The organism is Kitasatospora cathayae (genome assembly GCF_027627435.1).
Classification (GTDB): Bacteria; Actinomycetota; Actinomycetes; order Streptomycetales; family Streptomycetaceae; genus Kitasatospora; species Kitasatospora cathayae.
The window spans coordinates 4095001-4113451 of record NZ_CP115450.1 but is presented as its reverse complement, the minus strand read 5'-3'; the positions used below and the strand labels follow the sequence as shown (position 1 = coordinate 4113451).

Here is an 18451-nt window from a genome sequence, read left to right as displayed (position 1 = left end):
GGGCTACCCCCGTACGGGACGCCGTGCGCGCCGCCCGGCATGCCGCGCGGCGCGGGATCTGGCCCAGAGCGCGAAGCAGACCAGCGCCACGAAGCAGGGCACCATCAGCACCCCGTAGACCACCAGGAACCCGTCCGTCCCCAGGTCGGCGGCGGCGTTCCAGGTGCCGTGCAGCACCATCGCCGTCAGCAGCCCGGCGGGTGCGGCCAGCCGGGCCAGCCAGCGTCGGCCGGTGGTCAGGGTGACGGCCAGGCCGATCCCGGTGAGGGCGGTGAACAGCGGGTGGGCGAAGGGGGAGAGCAGGGCGCGCAGCACGAAGGTCTGCACGGTGCTGTCGAAGTCGCGCAGGCTGGGCGGATCGCCCAGGCCGATGCTGTCCAGCCGGTTGCGCTGGTCGGTGGTGAAGGCCCGGCCCAGGTAGAGGGCGTTCTCGGTGAAGGCGAAGCCGCAGGCCGTCATCCCGCCGAGGACCACTCCTGCGGCCAGGGTGCGCGGTCGGGAGCGGCGGTGCGGGGTGCCGGGGGAGGGCGGGGCCGGGCACAGGTAGGGCAGCGGGCGCAGGTACGGGCGGCCCCGGGCGTGCGGTCCGGCCGGGCGGCGCAGGGACGGGCGGGGGCGCCGGGGCGCGGGCGACCGGTGCAGCAGCGGCGCGCAGGGGCGCCCGGAGCGGCGGCCGTGGCAGCGCAGCCGCTGGCCGAGCGGCAGGAGCAGCACCAGGAGGGCGGTGGCCTTGGCGCTCTCCTCGATCACCGGGGTGGCGATCCCGGCCCCGAGCAGTCCGCCGAGGGCGCCCTGGTGGGCGGTCAGGTAGTCGGCGGTCCAGTTGTTGGCGAGGATCGCGACCGTGGTGGCGGCGCAGGCGCCCCAGCCCAGGCAGAACACCGTGTGCCGCAGCGGCACCCGGGCGGTCAGGTTGAGCCAGGCCAGGCCGCCCAGCACGAAGGGCAGCGGCACCATCGCCAGGCCCAGGCCGACCAGCAGTCCGACGGTGCCGGTCTGCCGCTGGACCAGGTGCAGGATCAGCACCCCGCAGCCGATCAGGACCAGCACGGCGGTCGCGGTGACCGAGGAGAGCGCCATCGAGCGGCTGCGGAGCGGTGGCGCCGCAGGCGGTGGCCCGTCCGGACCGGGTGCCGAGGTGGCCGCGGGCTGCGGTGGCGCTCCGCCGGGCCGGGGCAGCAGCCGGTGGGCCCGGCGCTCGCGGGGCCCCGGGATGGTCCGGGTGTCACCGGTGCGCGGGGCCGTCCCCGGTGCGTCGGCGGCGGTGCGGACGGTCGTCCGCCCCAGCGAGACGCCCCGGCCGCCGCCCGACGGGCTGCCCATGCGGCACAGGGTAGGCCACGGCGGCGGCCCGTCGGGAGGAGTCGGGACGAATCGTTCGTCCCGGCCCCGACCGGCCGGTCAGCCCGCCGGGGCCCGTTCGAACGGCTGCCGACGGTTCAGCGGCGGCGGAACAGCAGGTCGTGCACCACGTGGCCCTTGGCGATCCCGGCCCGCTCGAACTTGGTGACCGGCCGCCAGTCCGGCCGGGGCGCGTAGCCGGGGATGCTGCCGTCCGGGTGGTCCGCGGGCTCCAGCCAGCCGGTCCCGTCACCCTCGGGGTGCAGGTTCTCCAGCTCCGGCGAGGCGGACAGCACGTCCAGCATCTGCTCCGCGTACGGCTCCCAGTCGGTCGCGCAGTGCACCAGGGCGCCCGGGGCGAGCCGGGGCAGCACGAGATCGAGGAAGGACGCCTGGACCAGTCGGCGCTTGTGGTGCTTGGGCTTCGGCCACGGATCGGCGAAGTAGACCCGCAGACCGGCCAGCGAGGCGTCCGGCAGCATGTCGCGCAGCAGGATGACGGCGTCGCCGGCGGCCAGCCGGACGTTCTGCGAACCGTCCCGCTCCAGCATGCCGAGCAGGTTGCCGTGGCCGGGGGTGTGCACGTCGGCGGCGAGGATGCCCATCGACGGGTCGGCGGCGGCCATCGCGGCCGTGGTCTCGCCCATGCCGAAGCCGATCTCCAGGGTGACCGGCAGGCCGCCGAACAGCTCCCGCAGGTCGAGCGGGGTGCCGTCGATCGGGACGCCGTACGTCTCCCAGCTCCGGTCCAGGGCGCTCGCCTGGGCGTTGGTCATCCGGCCCCGGCGCGGCTGGAAGCTGCGGATGCGCCGCTCCCGGTGCTGTTCCTCGGTGGCCTTGTGCGGGTACATCGGCGCGGGGTAGGCGGCCGGCGCCGCGGACAGCCGGGCGGACGGCGATTGCTGGGGGATCGGGGCGGTGGCAGTCACAATCACCCGAGTCTACGGGGCTTCGGGGGCCGTTCCGCAGGGCCTGTGACAGGACTCATCCGCCGGCCTCCAGGGCGGCCAGGGCCCGGCGGGCGACCTCGCGGCCGATCGGCAGCGAGGCCGTCGCGGCGGGGGAGGGGGCGTTCAGCACGTGCACCGTGCGGCGCGGGGAGCGCGGGTCCTCCGGGTCGAAGCCCGCGAAGGCGAAGTCGTCCAGCAGCGAGCCGTCCCGGGCCACCGCCTGCGCCCGCACCCCGGCGGCGGCCGGCACCAGGTCCGCGGCGGTCACGGCGGGCAGCAGCCGTTGGACGGCGGTGGTGAACGCCCGCTTGGACAGCGAACGGTGCAACTCGCCCACCTCGTACCGCCAGTGCCGCCGGAGGATCCGCCAGGTGCCGGGGAAGGCCAGGGTCTCGGCCAGGTCGCGCGGGCGGACGGTGCGCCGGTCGTACCCCTCGCGGGCCAGGGCGGGCACCGCGTTCGGGCCGACGTGGACGTCCCCGTGGATGCCCCGGGTCAGGTGCACGCCGAGGAAGGGGAAGGCCGGATCGGGCACCGGGTAGACCAGTCCGCGCACCAGCTCCCGGCGCTTCTCGGCCAGTTCGTAGTACTCACCGCGGAACGGCACGATCCGCACCCCCGGGTCGTCCCCGGCCAGCCGGGCGATCCGGTCGCTGTGCAGCCCGGCGCAGTTCACCAGCACCCGGCAGCGCAGCTCCCCGTCGGCGGTGCCGACCGTCACCCGGTCCCGGCGCCGGACGAGCGTCCGCACCTCGGTACCGGGCCGCAGCTCGGCGCCCGCGTCCCGGGCCAGCCGGGCGTACGTGGTCGCGACGGCCGGGAAGTCGCAGATGCCGGTCGTGGCCACGTGCAGCCCGGCCCGCCCGGCGACCTCCGGCTCGTAGCGGGCGATCCCGGCCCGGTCCAGCTCGGTGACCGGGATGCCGTTCGCCCGCCCCCGCTCGGCCAGCGCCGCCAGCCGGGGCAGCTCGGCGTCGTCGGTCGCCACGATCAGCTTGCCGGTGACCTCGTGCGGGATGCCGTGCTCGCGGCAGAACCCGACCAGCTCGGCGGCGCCCGCGACGGCGAACCGGGCCTTGTACGAGCCGGGGCGGTAGTACACGCCGCTGTGGATCACCCCGCTGTTGCGCCCGGTCTGGTGCGCCGCGAAGCCGTTCTCCTTCTCCAGCACCGCCACCCGCAGGCCGGTCCCGGCCCGTTCCCGGGTCAGGGCGTGGGCCGTGGCCAACCCGACGATCCCGCCGCCGACCACCACGACATCGAACTCGTCCGCCACCCTGTGCTCCTCGTCCGCTGCCCGCCCCTGATGCCGGGCCGACGCGGTCCGCCCACCCGGCCTGCGTTGCCGATGCTGCCACGGGTCGGGGGCGGTGGCGCCCGTTTCCCGTCGGTTGCCCGGTCCGGGCCGGTGATGCTGTGGCGGGGATCGGTCGCCGGTGACGTCGTGACGGGTGATGCGCGGGCGGGTGGCGGGCGCGGCCGAGGTTCGCGTGCACCGGTCGGCCCGTCAAGGCTCCGCTGCGCGGCTTCGCGGCCCGCCGCCCGTTCGCCGCGCGGCTGGTGCGGGAGCTGCCCGCCGTGGTCCGGCGGGTGGCATGCCGAGGTGGGCGGCAGTGTCCCTGCCGCCCCCCTCGGGTCCGGGGCGGAGCCTCCCCTGGTGGCTCCGTCCCGGGGCTTCGGCCGGTCCCCCCGGTCCGGCCGTCGGTGGTGGCGCCGGGTCCCCCGACTCCGCGCCACCGTCACCCCCCGTCCGGCCGTGGCGATCGCGTGCCGAGTCCCCCGACTCCGCGCGCCACCGCCGTCCCCCGTCCGGCCGGGTCGCGGTGCGCCGGGCCCCCCGACCCGGTGCACCGGCCGCTGCTAGACCTCTAGACCTCCCAGGGCCAGCCGGCGTCGGACCCCGCCTCCAGGAGGGGGATCAGCCGGAAGGCCGCGTCGCTCAGGCCGCCGAAGGTGTGCCGGTTGCCGCCGCCGCTGGGGCCGTGGCCCAGGACGTAGCCCGCCAGGTTCCAGGTGTAGACGGGAACGTGGGCCGGGACGGCGGCGAGCGGGTCGCTGCCCCGGTAGCCGAAGCCGGTCTGTTCGTCGGTGACGATCACCACCCGGTCGTGGCCCCGGTAGCGGGTGCGGACGGCTTCGGCGGTGTTGGTGCCGCCGAGGTCGGAGAACCGTTCCAGCACCCGCAGCACCGCCTCCCCGCGGCCGACCTCGATCACCCGGCTGCTGCTGCCGAACTCGACCAGGTCCGCCTCGGCCGCCCGGACCTTCAGCGCGGTGCCGAAGATCGCCGCCGAGTCCGCCCGGTTGAGCTGGGTCTGCGCGCTGGGCCGGTCGAACATCGAGCCGGAGCGGTCGACCAGGATCAGCGTCCGGCCGGGCAGTTCGGGCACGTTGGCGAGCGAGTGGCCGAGCGCCGTCTCCAGCGCGTGCCCCCACCGCAGCGAGGGCGCGTGCCGGTGGGCGGCCAGGTAGCGGAACGGGAACTGGCGCGAGCGCCGTACCTCGCCCGGGTCGGAGATCCGCCGGGCCACCTCGGCCGCGACCTCGTCCGACACCCGGGCCCGGTCGAAGTTGCGCAGGTTCCGGACCAGCGCCATCGGGCCCATGGAGGGGATGACCGCCTCCCAGGCGGCCGCGTCCAGCGGGCCCTGCAGCCAGCCGGCCAGCGCCTCCCAGGTCAGCCCGGCGGCGGCGAGCCGCTGCGCGCCGTCCTCGGCGGTCACGGCCGCCCGGCGCTGCTCGACCGGCAGCGCGAGCAGCTCGCGGTTGGCGGTCAGCAGCGGGAGGGTCGCGGGCGGGACGGCCTCCTCCGGCCGGTGTCGGCGGTCCAGCGCGTACGCGAACAGCGGGCCCTGCCAGGGCTTGTCCGGGTCCGGCGTCGGGTGGGTCAGCTCCAGGACGTCGCCGAAGCGGTAGCCCTTGCCCGCGGTGTCGTACTTGAGCAGCGAGCGGGCGTCGTACAGCCGCCGCACCGCGTCCGCGACGCCGCGCTTGAGCGGTTTGGGCAGCGCCCGGCCGTAGCGCGAGGTCCAGTAGGCGAGCAGCTCGCCGGGCTCGTCGGCGCGCCGCAGCACCGCGTCGACGGCCTGCCGGGAGTACCCGTGGGCGCCCGCGGCCAGTCGGGCGCGGGTGAACTCGGCGGCGCCGACCAGCGCGGCGGTGCGCATCTGTGCCCCGTACCGCAGCCAGCGCAGCAGCCCGAGGGTCCACTCCGGCTCGGCGACGGCGAGCTCGCGCACCAGCGCGGTGAAGCGGTCGTCGCGGTCGCCGCCGCGCTCGTAGAAGGTGTCCTGGCCGACCATGTTGGCCACGGCCAGCAGGAAGAGCTCGGACTTGCGGTCCCGGACGTAACCGGTGCCGCCCTCGTGGGTGAGGCCGTGCCGCCCGGTCGTGGTCACCGGCGAGCTCGGACTCGCCTTGGCCTTGCGGACGTTGAACCTGGACATGCTGCAGCCCCCCTCGGCGTGCTTGGTCGTCTACGGGAGGGAGGCATGCCGCGGTGAGGATTGCCCGAGATCATGCCGGTCGTTGTCCAACGACCGACGTCGGCGGAGGTGTATGCCTTGTGCTCTTCCGAATTGAGCTAGCGGCCGCACTCGCGCACGGCACGCCCGGGACTTGAACCCGGAACCGCAAGATCCGAAGTAACCCCCGCCTGCGCACCGGGCACCCCGAAGCGCAACTGCCTCCCGAGATCAAAGGTGGCCGCGGTCGATGGAATTCAGCTTCACCGCGCCCCGTGAGGGGCACTCCACAGAAGTAACCGCTGCCGTCGCACCGGGAGGTGCGGAATTCTATTCACGTGTAGGTGTCCAGAGTTCGAGGTCGGCTGAGGTGACGAAGCTGCTCTACCGACTGAGCTACACCGGCCCGAAGCCGATGACGGGACTCGAACCCGCGACCCGCCCATTAACAGTGGAAGTAACCTCTGCCTGCGCACCTGGACGAGAGAGACCTTAGCCAGGCCCCTCCCGCAGGCGCATCTGATTTATCGCCGGCTTCGCGCCGCTCACGCCGGAGCGACGATCACCGCCCGCGCCCGCTCCGTCAACTCCCGTACCCGGCGTTCACCCTGGAACGGCTCCAGTCGGCGCAGCATCTCCACCACGTACTCCCGGCTGCGCTGCGAGGAGATCCGGCCGGCCACCTCGACGGCGCGCTCGCCGGCGGCGACCGCGGCGTCCAGGTTGCCCGCCTCGGCCTCGGCCATCGCCGAGACCACCAGCCGCAGGCCGTGCGAGCGGACGAAGCCCTCGGTGGGCTTGGCCAGCGCCTCGCGGGTGAACTGGCGGACCTTGGAGGGCACTCCGAGGTCGCGGAAGCACTCGGCGGCGTCGGCGGCCAGCCGGTCGTAGGCGTAGAAGTCGATCCACGCCGGATCGGGATCCCCGGCGCGCGCTCGCTCGAGTGCGCTCTCCGCCGCACCGAGCGCCGTCGCACACGCCGCCGCATTGCGGGCCTTGGCCTGGGCGCGTGCCTCCACCAGGTGGAAGAAGCTCATGGTCCGGGCGGTGGCCAGGCTCCGGTTGCGCTCCAGCGCGGCCTGGGCGAGGTCGACGGCCTCCTCGGCGAAGCCCCGGTAGCCGGCCTGCAGGCTCATCGAGGCGAGCACGTACCCGCCGAGCGGTACGTCGGCGGCGGCCCGGGCGAGCCGCAGGGCCTGGATGTAGTAGCGCTGGGCGGCCTCGTGCTGCCCGGTGTCGAAGGCCATCCACCCGGCCAGCCTGGTCAGTTCGGCGGTCGCGCCGAACAGCGCCCGGCCGACCGCGTCGCTGTACGAGGCCAGCAGCAGCGGCGCCGCCTCCACCCGCAGGCACTCCGGCACCATCGACGAACGCCAGTCCCCGCCGCCGTACTTGGAGTCCCAGCGGCGGGCCTCCTGGGCGGCCTCGCGGAGCTTGACGGCGTCCGAGTGGCCGACCCGGTACGAGGAGTTCTCGCTGGGGGAGCGGGGCGCCTCGCGGGCCACCGAGCCGTCCGCCGGGTTGATCAGCCAGCGGGAGACGGGCGTCGCGTACGCGGCGACCGAGAAGGTGCCGGCCAGGCTGTCGCTCCAGCGGCCGCCACCGGGGCCGCGGCGCAGGTCGAGGTCGACCCGGAACAGGTCGGTGGCGGAGCGCACGGCGTCGGCGACGTCGCGCGGGAAGGCCAGGCCGAGTTCGGGCGCCGGGTCGGTGTCGCCCAGGCCGATCTCCTCCAGCGGGACGGGCCGGCCGAGCTTGCCGCCGATCGCGGTGGCGATCAGGTGCGGGACGGGCCCCTGCGGGACCATGCCCTTGCTGACCCAGCGGGCGACCGAGGTCTTGTCGTAGCGCAGCGTCAACCCGCGCTGGGCGCCCAGGTCGTTGACCCGGCGGGCCAGGCCGGCGTTGCTGATCTGGGCGAGGGTCAGGAGCGTGCCGAGCCGTTCGTTCGGTCCTCGTGGGCTGACGGTCATGGTGGCGGCGGCACCTCCTGCGGCCTTGTGCGCGGGGCCCGGGCGGCACCGGGCCGTAGCTGCTGTACCTAGAGTAGTCGGACGCGTTCCGACGGTTAAGAGGCCGCATTCCGGATGGCGGGATCGCGCACCCGGCGCCGCCGCACCCGGCCGTTGCGGCGGTTGGTCCGGACCACCCGGAGCGGTTCGGCCGCGCCGCGCGCCGGAGCGCCGTGCTCCGGTCCCGTGTTCACGTGCGCCCGGCCGTGCCCCCTGGCTCGACCGGCTGCTCGGCGATTCGCTGGTGGTCGTGGGTCGGCCCGCCGTCGAGGACCCGGCGGGCCGGGGGATGCCGCCGCCACAATCCCCGCGGGCGGCGGTGAAGTCCGGGAGGGCATGCGGATGCCCTCCCGGGCGGGGCGACGCCTTTCGGCCATCTCGCGATGCCCATGCCAAGGGCGGCGCCCGGGCGGTCCGGGCCAGGGAGGGGGAGGCCCGGCCCGCCCGAATCCATCCGCGCCGGAGTCCTGTCGAGTCCCGTTCGAGAGGTGCCGCAGCGCCGGCGAAACGGAAACGGAACCGACAACACCGACCCCGGCCGCGTGCGGTGGTGGCACCATGTCTCCTGACGGCGCGCCGGAACGAGGGCACGCCCGGACGCGCGGGCGGGCCGCCCCGGCACCCCACCCGGCCGCCCGCCCGGCGCCGGACGCGCCGCGCGAGTGCAGGTCCTCGTCCGGTGGAGGCGCGATGCGGTGGCTGACGGGCTGGAGCACGGGCACGCCCCGGGCGGGTGCGCCGGCGCACGAAGCCCTCGCCACGGTCGCGCCGATCGCCGCGCGGCCCCTGTGGACCGGCCCCAACCCGCTCTGGGCCGTGGGCGACTGGCGGCCCGAGGAGATCCGCCTGGTCACCCTCCGCCCCGGCGCCCCCGCCGCCGTCAGCACCGGCCCGACCGCCCCCGACCCGGTCGAGGACACCCCCGCCACCACCCGGCTCGCCGTCCTCGGCCACTGCGGAGCCACCGACGCCGAACTCGCCGCCGGCCTCGCCGCCGCCCGCGGCGGCGCCGTCCGCCACCTGACCGCCTGGCCCGGCAGCTACACCGTGGTGCTGCGCACCGGCACCCGCTCCACCCTGCTGCTCACCGACCTCGCGGGCGCCCAGCCCGTCTTCCACACCCCCTGGGCCGGCGGCACCGCGTACGCCACCGCCGCCCTCCCGCTCGCCGACCTGGTCGGCGCCGCACTCGACACCGGCCACCTCGCCGCCCGGCTCGCCTGCCCCGAGTCCCCGGAGGCGCTCGGCACCGGCACGCCGTACCTGGGCGTCCAACGGGTGCCGCCCGGCCACGTGCTCGCCATCCGCGGCGGCCGCCCGTACCTCGACGCCTACGACGAGCCGCCCGGCGCCGAACAGCCGCGCGACGAGGCGCCCGCCATCCGTGAACTCACCCGCGCCCTGCTGGAATCCGTCCGCTCCCGGGTCCGCACCAGCACACCGGCCGCCGGCCCCGCCGGGCGCGCCCGGCTCGGCGTCGACCTCTCCTACGGCACCGCCTCCGCCACCGTCGCCCTGCTCGCCGCCGCCGTGCCGCTGCCACCGGTGCCCCCGGTCGTCGGGACCGCGCCGCTCGCGGTCGGCGCCAGGAACGGCGCCGGTAGCAGCGCCTGGGGCAGGAGCGGGGCCGGGATCAGGAGCGGCGCTGTCAAGGGATCCTGGGTCCGGGAAACCGCCCAGGAACCGTCCGCCTCCGAGCAGTTGGCCGCCGTCACGCTCGGCGAGACCGAGCCGCCCACCACCCTCGCGCTCACCCCCGACACCCCCAGGCTGCGGCACACCGTGCTCGCCCCTGGCCCGGACACCCTCCCGTACGCCGTACTGCGCGCCGACCCCCAGTCCGGACCGCTCACCGACGAACCGGGACCCGAACTCATCGCCGCCGCCCGCGCCCAGGCCCGCTTCGACGCCGGCGGCACCGACCACCTCACCGGCTACGGCGCCCGCCAGGTCCTGGACGGCCACCCGGCGCGGCTCGCCGACCTCATCCGGACCGGGCGGCCCCGCGAACTCCTGCCCCCGGTCGCGGCACTGGCGGGAGTCGACCGGGCGGCGGCGGGCGTACTCGCCGGCGCGCTGCGCACCCCGCTCACCGTGGTCCGGGCCGCCCACCGGCTCTCCCGGGTCCGCTACGCCGAGGCGCTGGACGAGGCGGCCGCCAAACTGACCGCCCGCCACGTCCCGGACGGCGCGGGCACGGCGGGCGACCGCTCGGCCGTCGACCTAGCCTGGTGCGTCCCCGGCCCGGCCGCCCGCTGGCTCTCCGACGAGGCGCTCTCCTCGGTGGCCCTCCGGCTGCGACTGGCGGCGCGCAAACCGGCGCCCGAGGAACACCCCGGCGCACACCGCGCCCGGCACGCCCTCCACCGCCAGGCGCGCTCCTACCGCACGCTCGTGCACGCCGCCGAACGACCCGGCCAGCGCCTGCACGCACCCTTCTTCGACAACCAGGTGGTCCGCGCCGCCCGGCTGCTCCCCGACGACGTCCGCCTCCAACCCGGCGCCCGGCACGCCCTCCTGCACGCCGTCCTCACCGGCGCTGGCCGCACCGACCTGCCCCCCGACTGGGGCCGCGGCCCCCGCCCCGACCGCACCGCCCCCACCCGGGCCGGCCTGCGCCTCGCCGCCGACGGCCTCGCCGAACTCTTCGACGCCCCCCTCCTCGCCGAAGCCGGCCTCATCGACCTCCCCGCGGTCCGCGCCGGCCTCGCCCACTCCGCCGACCCCACCACCCCCCTCTCCCCGGCCGCCCTCGCCGGCCTCGCCGACCTGGTCTCCACCGAACTCTGGCTCCGCCGCCTCCGCGCCCGCCGCCACGGCGCCTGCTGGACCGGCCTCCCCCACCCCCACCCCCCGGCCCTCACTCCCTGACTGCTCCCAGGCCCGCCACCGCTCGGGCCGGCCCGGCACGCCCGAGCTCGACCCCGTCGTCCCTCGCCGCCAAGAGGGACCGTGCCCGGCCGACCGGCCATCTCGCGCCCACCGGTTGCCTACACATCCACGGCCCCGACCGACCTGCGACAGCAGCGGCCGGCCCGATGGCACCGCGGCTCGCAGCGCTCATCCCTCCCGATCGTCCAACCCGGACGGACTCCACCCCATGCTTCGGCCCGGCTGCCCCGAGCCGTCCCGCCGGGTCGGCATGCCCCGCCCCCCTCGTCCGGCCCGGCTGCCCCAGGCGGGTCCCGCCGGGTCAGCACGCCCCGTCCCCCTCGTCCGGCGCGGCTGTCCCGAGCCGTCCCGCCGGGCGGGTGATGATGGCGGGGCTGTGAGTCCGCGGTGAGGAGTGTGCGTGGTGGCCGGTGTGAGCCCGGGGCAGGAGGTTCCCGTGGTGCTGTCGGTGCTCGGGCGGCCGCCGTCGGGGCGGCCGCCCGGGGTGCTGGCGGCGTGTGACGGCTCGGACGGGTCGCTGTGGGCGTTGGACCGGGCGATGACGGAGGCGGAGCTGTTCGGGCTGCCGCTGTACGTGCTGGCCGTGGTGAACCCGGCGCCGGCCGGTTACCCGCCGGGGATGGCGGAGCTGGTGCAGGAGAGCGTGGAGACGCTGGTCGAGAGCATGGCGGACGGACTGCGCCGGGCGGTGGCGGCCGTGCTGCGGCAGCGGGTCCGACCGTACGCGGGGGAGCTGTCGCTGCACGTGGTGCTGGGCAACGTGATCGAGGTGCTGCTGGAGGCGTCGACCCGGCAGCACACGCTCGTGGTGGGCACCCGGGGCAACGGGGGCTTCGCCCGGCTGCTGCTGGGTTCGGTGAGCTCGGCGGCGGTGCACCACGCGGCCTGCCCGGTCCTGGTGGTGCCGGCGCCCGCGGAGGGCTGACTCGGCGGTGTCGGGAATGTACCGAGATGGTTCATCGTTCACCCATCCCGTACATCCGCCCGCGACGCCCCCTGGAGCCCCCCGAACATGAAGGTCGAGATCTGGTCCGACATCGCCTGCCCCTGGTGCTACATCGGCAAGCGCCGCTTCGAGCAGGCCCTGGCGGACTTCCCGGGCAAGGAGGACGTCGAGGTCGTCTACCGCCCGTACCAGCTGGTCCCGGACGCGCCCGCGACGGCGAGCCCGCACCGAGCCTGGCTGGCCGAGCGCTACGGTCCGCAGTCGGTCGCGATGGACGCGCGGGTGGCCGAGCTGGGCCTCGCCGAGGGCATCAGGTACGACTTCGACGCCGCCCTGCACGCCAACACCTTCCTGGGCCACCGCCTGCTGCACCTCGCCGAGACCGAGTACGGTGCCGAGGCGCAGGGCCGGCTCAAGGAGGCGCTGCTGAAGGCGCACTTCACCGACGGCGTGGACGTCGGCGACCGCGCCGCGCTGGCCGACGTCGCCGTGGCGGCGGGCCTGGACCGCGAGCGGGTGACCGCCTACCTGGCGGGCGACGAGGGCACCGCCGAGGTCCGCGCCCAGCTGGCCGAGGCCCGTGAGCTGGGCATCAGCGCCGTGCCGACCTTCGTGTTCGAGGGCAAGTGGGCGGTCCAGGGCGGGCAGGAGGCCGAGACCTTCCGCAAGGTGCTGGAGCAGGTCGCCGCCGAGATCGGCGAGCGCCGCCCGGCGCCGGTGCCGGTCGCCCCGGCCGGGGAGGCCTGCGCGGACGGTTCCTGCGCCATCTGAACAGGACCGCAGGATCCGGGGCCCGTTCCCGGGGAGCCGTCAGCGGCCTCCGGAACGGGCCCGTGCCCGAGCCGTGACCAGCGCTACGAGCACCTGAACCGGGCCTGCGCCCAGTCCGCGAGGTTCAGCGCCGACCAGATCCCGTGCACCGGCGTGACCACCAGCCGGATCGACGTCCGCCCGGTCAGCGGCACGTGCACCGGCACCGCGTCGTCCCCGGCGCTGAGGGCCGGGGAGCGCCACAGGGTGGTGCCGTCGCCGCCCTGGACGGTGAAGACCACCGCGCCGGGGCTGAGCGTGGCGTCGTCCACCCCGGCGACCGCGTCGAAGGACGTGCAGCTGCGGTTGAGGTCGATCAGCGTGGTGGCCGGCGCGTGCACGGTGATGGCGTGCGGGTGGTACTCGCCGCCGATCCAGCCGCCGTCGCGCTGCCAGAACCTGTCGCTGCCCTTCTGCCGGATGCTCGGGCCCTCCGGGGGCACCCGGTGGTGGCCGGGTTTGACCACGGGCAGCGTGTCGCCCCAGAAGTCGCTGGGCGCGGGCGGGGTCGGCGGGGTGACGGTCGGCGTCGGCACCGGCGGGACGGTGGGCGTCGGGATGACCGGCACCTCCGGCGTCGGCACCGGCGGGAGGGTCGGCGGGGTCGGGGTCGGGATGACCGGTGCCTCGGTGGTCGACGCGGTGGTCGACACGGTGGTCGGCTCCGGAGTCGGCTCGCGCCGCGGGGCCCGGGTGGCCGCCGGGGCCTGGGCCCGGGTCGACTTCGGGGCCGGCTTCGGACTGGGGCTCGCGCTCGGGCTGGCCGCGGGCTGCTCGGGGGCCGGGGCGGCGCTGCTGGGCATCGGGGCCGGCGGAGCGGGCGCGGGCACCACGGGGGCGGGCGAGGCCGGGGCGGAGGCGGCCGGGGGAGCGGCCACGGGGAGCTTCGGCTCGGGCGAGCCGGTCAGCGCGTACGCGGCCACCGCGGCGGCCGTCACCGCGACGGCGGTGGCGATCCCGGCCTTGGCGGCGGTCCCCAGGCCCTCGCCGGCCACCGCACCGGCCGCGCTCCCGCCGGAACCACCCGAAGCGCCGGAAGCCCCCGCCGCACCCGAGGCCCCCGCCGCACCGGCCGAACCCGAAGCACCGGCCGTCCCCGCGGCCGTCCCCGAGGACCCGGCCACCGCCGATCCCGCCGCGGCCGCACCGCCGACCGCGGCGGCACCGCCCACCGCGGCCGCGGCGGCGCCGAACCCGCCGACCCCGATCCAGACCAGCACGCCGCCGGGCAGCAGCGCGCGCAGACCGGTGTTGATCTCGGTGAGTTCGAGGCAGGCCGCCGTGCAGCGGTCGCACTCCTTGAGGTGGCGTCCGACCTCCGCCGAGGCCCGCTTGCGCAGCGAGCCGCGCGCGTACGCCCCGAGCCGGTTGGCGTACGCCTCGCAGGTGCTGTCCTGGCTGCCGGAGACGTGTGCCTGGAGGAAACCGGCGGCCAGCCGGTCGCGGGCCCGGTGGGCCTGGACGGCGGTGGCGTTGGCGGTCTTGCCGAGCATCACGGCGACGGTCTTCGGCGACTCCCGCTCGACCTCGGTGTGCCAGAGCACCACCCGGTCGTCCTCGGGCAGCTCGGCGTAGGCCCGCATGACCATCCGCTGGTCGGCCATCGCCATCGCCCAGGCGTCGGCGCCCGGGTCGGCTAGGTCGAAGTCGACCACGGCGGCCGAGCTCTGGGCGAACACGCCGAAGTCGTCGACGAGTTGTTCGCGCCGCTCGCTGCGGGTCCAGGCGGCTGCGACGTTGCGCACCGCGGTCAGCAGGTAGGCGCGGACGGCGAACTCCGGTCCCTTGCCCGCCTTGAGCGCCTGCAGGGTGCGGGCGAAGACCTCGCCCGCGAGGTCCTCTGCGGTGAAGCTGTCCCGGCAGCAGGTGCGGGCGTAGCGGCGCACCGAGTGGACGTGCCGGAGGTAGATCTCCTCGTACGCGGTGTCGTCGCCGGCCCGGACCCGGGCGGTCAACTCGGCGTCGGAGGGCGGGCGCTCGCCGTCCACCGGGTCGGCGGGGGCGGGTACGGTCGGGGGGGCCGGGCGGCCGGCGCCGACGAACGCCCCGGGGGCGACGCCGCCCCGGCCCGCCGGGGCCTGGCCGGGCACCCGACCGGGCGGCAGCGGGGTGGAGGAGGCGGAGAGCGACTCGCGGCCGGGCCATCCGCCCTGGTCCGGGACGTGCCCGGCACCCGAACCGGCCGCGGCACCCGAACCGGTGGCAGCGCCCGAACCGGTGGCGGGGCCCGGGACTTGGGTGGCGCCGCTACCACCGGGTCCTGCGGCGGATCCCTCGGCCGTACTACCGGAGAGACCCCCGAAGTCGAGGCCGTACCCGTAGTCGTTCTGTTCCTCGGCGCTCACAACGGACCCCAGATTCCACGACAGCCCCCGTAGTGTGGCAGGGCGCGCGGGAGTGCGTAGGTGCACGGTTCCCCGGCGTACGGCGCCGACGGCGCGCGAAGGGCGCGCATCGGGACATTGGCTCCAACCACGGGCAAAGGATGGCATAGCGCAGGGGCGGGTGGTAGCCGGACCGGCCGGTACCCACTCTTCCGAGGGGCCGTCGCGGATGTGTTCGCCCAGCGTGCGGCGGTGGGTCGCGCGACGCCCGCACCCGGCGCGCGTGCCCTGTGCGCGCGCCGGTGTCCCGTTCAACTTTCGTGCCCGTCCGGCGCGTCGACCGTGCCTGCCCGACGCGACGGCCGCAGCCCGTTCGCCGCACCGAGGTCCCGTCCGCTGCCCGTCCGCTGTCCGACCGCTGTCCGACCGCGAAGGCTGACCACGAAGGCCGACCACGAAGGCCGGGGTCGGACACCGGATCAGCGCGCCCGCAGACCGTCCAACAGGATCTGCAGCAGCCGGTCCGACGGCCCCGCGGCCGGTTGACGGTCCGTCTGAGGCCCAATCGCCGTGAACCCGGCCGCCGTCGGCGCCGAGACCGAGGGGCGCGCCGCGTGCACCGGCACCGACGCGGTCAGCACCAGCACCACGTCCGACACCGTGACGCCCGGCCGCAGCTCGCCGGCCGCACCCGCCCGCGCCACCAGGGCCGCCAACAGCTGTAGCAGCAGCCGGGGATCGGCGTCCGCCGACGAGGGATCGACCGCCGCCCCGGACCGAGCCTCCTCGCCGCGCAGGTCGAAGCGGACGGCCGCCGGCGGTTCCGGCGCCCGCTGCTCGGCCACCCGGCCCAGCTCCTCCGCGTACCGGAACGCCTCCGGCGGCAACAGCCGCCCGGCGCCGGTGCTCACGGCCCGGGCGAGGTACCCGGCCAGCGCCTCCCAGGCGCCGTCGCCGCCGTACAGCGACTCCCGCGCCTGCGCGGTCAGCCAGGCCACCTCCTCGGCGGCGATCCGCTGGACCAGCACCTCCTTGCTCGGGAAGCGCCGGTAGACCGTGCCGACCCCGACCCCGGCCCGGCGTGCGACCTCCTCCATCGGAGCGCCGTAGCCGAACTCGCCGAACACCTCCCGGGCGGCCCGCAGCACGCTCTCGAGGTTCCGCCGGGCGTCCACCCGCAACCGGGCCCCGGGTACCGGCGCGGTGGTCTGCGGGGGCTCCGCCCGGTACGGGACGGCCGCGTACGTCATCCCGCCCTGCGGCAGGTCCACCGGGCCCCGCTGCTCCGGCACCACGCCCTGTCCGGCGTGCGGTGCGCCCGCCCGCCCCAACACCTGCTTCTGTTCCATCATCCCAACTCTCCCCCGCAGGCGTCCGAAACCGGACCCTGTCGTCGCCCGCCCCTGCACCCCCCGGTGCAGCTCAGCCCGTCAGAAATGACCAGATGACCCATCGCTCGTGCCGCCCGTCCCGTTCCGGTGACCACGGTCGTGCCGCCGGGCCGCCTTGACGTCCGGCTCGGTGCGTCGGCACCGCCCGGGGCCTCGTCCGGGAACTACCCTTCCCCGGATGACTGTTCCCCAGTCGGGTTCTCGCGCCAATGCTGGAACTGGCCGTAGTGGCCGCTCCACGGTGCGTCGCCGCCGGTTGTCATGGCGGTGGCCGCTCCAGCACACAATCCGACCATAGTTCACGGCTCTTCGAGGCCGAAAGTGCGTCAGAAAGTCGCCCGGCGAGCACAACTGGCCACGGCCTTCACTTCCGTCACAACCAGCCCGGTACGGACTGTGGACAAGACCACCTCCGCCGGTCCTTCATAGGGGGCGTGATGGGGGGACACCCCCCGGCCGTCGGACGCCCGGGGCCGGGACGAAACGTCACATCGGCAGGAGGTGCACCATCAGGATCCTGATCGCCGGCGGCGGCTGCGCGGGGATGGCCACCGCGCTCCATCTCCAGCGTGGCCTGCGGGAGCGGCTGCGGCGCGGCGAGGTGGAGATCACCGTCGTCGAACCCCACGCCTACTCCACCTACCACCCGCTGCTGGCCGAGGTCGCGGCCGGCTCGATCGACCCGCGGCACGTGGTCGTCCCGCTGCGCCGGGCCCTGCCGGACTGCCGGGTGCTGACCGCCCGGATCACCCGGATCGAACACGCCGCCCGCCGCGCCCTGGCCGACGCCGCGGGCCCCGGCGAGCCCCCGGCGCCACTCGAACTCCCTTACGACGTCCTGGTGCTGGCCCCCGGCTCGGTCTCCCGGACCGCCCCGGTGCCGGGCCTGGCCGAGCACGGGCTCGGCTTCTCCACCGTCGGTGACGCGGTCCACCTGCGCAACCACGTGCTGGAGCAGCTCGACCTCGCCTCCGCCACCCGCGACCCAGCCCTGCGGCAGTCCGCGCTCACCTTCGTCTTCGTCGGCGCAGGCTACGCGGGCGTCGGCGCGCTCGCCGAACTGGAGGACATGGCCCGCACCGCCGTACGGAGCTACCACAACGTCCGCGCCGAGGACCTGCGCTGGGTGCTGGTCGAGACGACCGACCGGATCCTCGCCGAGGAGTCGCCCGAACTCGCCGAGCACACCCTCGGCCAGCTGCGCGAACGCGGCGTCGACATCCGGCTGCGCACCACCCTGGAGTCCGCCGTCGGCGGGGTGGCCGCGCTCTCCGACGGCAGCCGCTTCGGCGCCCGCACCCTGGTCTGGACAGCGGGCGTCCGGCCCTCCCCGATGCTGCGCGACACCGATCTGCCGCTGGACGCCCTCGGCCGGGTCCGCTGTCTGGCCACCCTGCAGGCCGTCGGCCCGGACGGGCGCGCCCTGCCGGGCGTCTGGGCGGCCGGCGACGGCGCCGCCGTACCCGATCCGCACGCGGACGGCGCCCCCTGCGCGCCCAACGCCCAGCACGCCGTCGCCCAGGCCGAGCTGCTCGCCCGCAACATCGCGGTGGCCCTGGACGGCGGACCGCACGCGCCTGGGCTGGTCGGGTACCGGCCCGGCCCCGCCGCCTGCTCGACCTCGCTCGGCCTGCACCGGGCCGTCGCCCACACCCGGCGCGGCGGGCGGATCACCGGCCGGCGGGCGTGGTGGCTGCACCGGGCGCGGCACCTGCGGTGGCTGCCGAGCGCGGAGCGCCGGGCGCGGGTGCTGATGGACTGGGTGCTGGGCGGGGTGTTCTCCCGCGAGGTGGTTTCCCTGGGGGCGATGGAGCACCCGCGTGCGGTCTTCGAGGACGGTTTCGATTCCGGAGCGGGCCGACCGCCCGGCCCCGGACCGGAAGGGCTCCGGTGAACGCCCCGGTCGGCCGGGGCCGACGGCCGATCCGACGGCCACGCCGGGCGTGCGACTTCCGGAACCGGCCCTCCGCCTGACAGGATCAGCCCGAACTGGTCATTACCCCGTGTGCTGACGTGCGCACAAAAAGTGATGATATGTCTGGAAAACGAGGAAGCGGCCGTCGTTTGAACCTCATGCGCTGGAGCGCCCGGCTCACCGGAGTCCCCTGGCGTGCCGCCCCACCCAACGGGGCCGGCACCGACGAGGGCACGCCCTCCACCGACGGCGTCGTCGTACCCAGCCCCCGCGACCCGACCAGCCCCACCACCACGGTCGAGCTCCTCGAACCGCACAAACCCCAGAACCTGCGCGAGGTCCTCAACCGCATCCCGGCCCCGGTCGCCGTCACCTACGGCCCGCTCCACCAGCTCGGCTACGCCAA

The 18451-nt window shown here is 76.0% G+C and carries 11 protein-coding genes, 1 tRNA gene and 1 pseudogene (1 of these 13 cut by a window edge); 5 read left to right on the top strand and 8 right to left on the bottom strand.

Translation table 11 applies throughout. The annotated features are described in order from the left end of the window. Positions 1-3: 3 nt before the first annotated feature. The 6 genes from O1G21_RS18140 to O1G21_RS18115 form a co-directional block, all read right to left on the bottom strand. Positions 4-1323 carry a PrsW family intramembrane metalloprotease gene (locus tag O1G21_RS18140; RefSeq protein WP_270145126.1) on the bottom strand — a complete coding sequence of 440 codons (1320 nt, stop codon included), beginning with the start codon at positions 1321-1323 and terminating at the stop codon, positions 4-6. A gap of 116 nt (positions 1324-1439) precedes the next feature. Continuing rightward, entirely contained in the window at positions 1440-2270 is an 831-nt protein-coding gene (gene trmB, locus O1G21_RS18135; protein WP_270145124.1) for a tRNA (guanosine(46)-N7)-methyltransferase TrmB, read from the bottom strand. A 55-nt stretch (positions 2271-2325) separates the two neighbouring features. After that, entirely contained in the window at positions 2326-3567 is a 1242-nt protein-coding gene (lhgO, locus tag O1G21_RS18130) for an L-2-hydroxyglutarate oxidase (RefSeq protein ID WP_270145122.1), read from the bottom strand. 592 nt (positions 3568-4159) lie between these two features. Then, complete coding sequence (locus tag O1G21_RS18125; RefSeq protein ID WP_270145105.1) at positions 4160-5737, bottom strand: TROVE domain-containing protein; 1578 nt, start codon at positions 5735-5737, stop codon at positions 4160-4162. Between the two features lie 425 nt (positions 5738-6162). Beyond that, a tRNA-Asn gene (locus O1G21_RS18120) sits at positions 6163-6293 on the bottom strand. Between the two features lie 7 nt (positions 6294-6300). Then, a complete protein-coding gene (locus O1G21_RS18115; protein WP_270145103.1) occupies positions 6301-7728 on the bottom strand; it encodes an MFS transporter in 1428 nt (475 codons plus the stop codon). A gap of 729 nt (positions 7729-8457) precedes the next feature. On the opposite strand from O1G21_RS18115, the gene O1G21_RS18110 reads away from it, so the two are divergent. The 3 genes from O1G21_RS18110 (at position 8458) to O1G21_RS18100 (ending at position 12376) form a co-directional block, all read left to right on the top strand. Continuing rightward, on the top strand, positions 8458-10638 hold the full coding sequence (locus tag O1G21_RS18110) for an asparagine synthase-related protein (protein ID WP_270145101.1): 2181 nt from the start codon (positions 8458-8460) through the stop codon (positions 10636-10638). Positions 10639-11062: 424 nt separating this feature from the next. Continuing rightward, on the top strand, positions 11063-11584 hold the full coding sequence (locus O1G21_RS18105; protein WP_270145099.1) for a universal stress protein: 522 nt from the start codon (positions 11063-11065) through the stop codon (positions 11582-11584). An 87-nt stretch (positions 11585-11671) separates the two neighbouring features. Beyond that, entirely contained in the window at positions 11672-12376 is a 705-nt protein-coding gene (locus O1G21_RS18100; protein WP_270145097.1) for a DsbA family oxidoreductase, read from the top strand. Between the two features lie 83 nt (positions 12377-12459). Here the strand turns inward: O1G21_RS18100 and O1G21_RS18095 are convergent, their stop codons facing one another. Both O1G21_RS18095 and O1G21_RS18090 read right to left on the bottom strand, forming a co-directional pair. Next, positions 12460-14760: a sigma-70 family RNA polymerase sigma factor gene (locus tag O1G21_RS18095; protein ID WP_270145095.1), complete on the bottom strand. Its 2301-nt coding sequence runs from the start codon at positions 14758-14760 to the stop codon at positions 12460-12462. Positions 14761-15218: 458 nt separating this feature from the next. Beyond that, positions 15219-15989 carry a TetR/AcrR family transcriptional regulator gene (locus O1G21_RS18090; RefSeq protein ID WP_405000817.1) on the bottom strand — a complete coding sequence of 257 codons (771 nt, stop codon included), beginning with the start codon at positions 15987-15989 and terminating at the stop codon, positions 15219-15221. A gap of 685 nt (positions 15990-16674) precedes the next feature. On the opposite strand from O1G21_RS18090, the gene O1G21_RS18085 reads away from it, so the two are divergent. Further along, positions 16675-18024, top strand: a complete 1350-nt coding sequence (locus O1G21_RS18085; protein ID WP_405000665.1) for an NAD(P)/FAD-dependent oxidoreductase — start codon at positions 16675-16677, stop codon at positions 18022-18024. Positions 18025-18194: 170 nt separating this feature from the next. After that, a pseudogene (locus O1G21_RS18080) lies at positions 18195-18451 on the top strand (SpoIIE family protein phosphatase) (its annotated part continues 1036 nt past the right edge of the window); the annotation flags it as partial.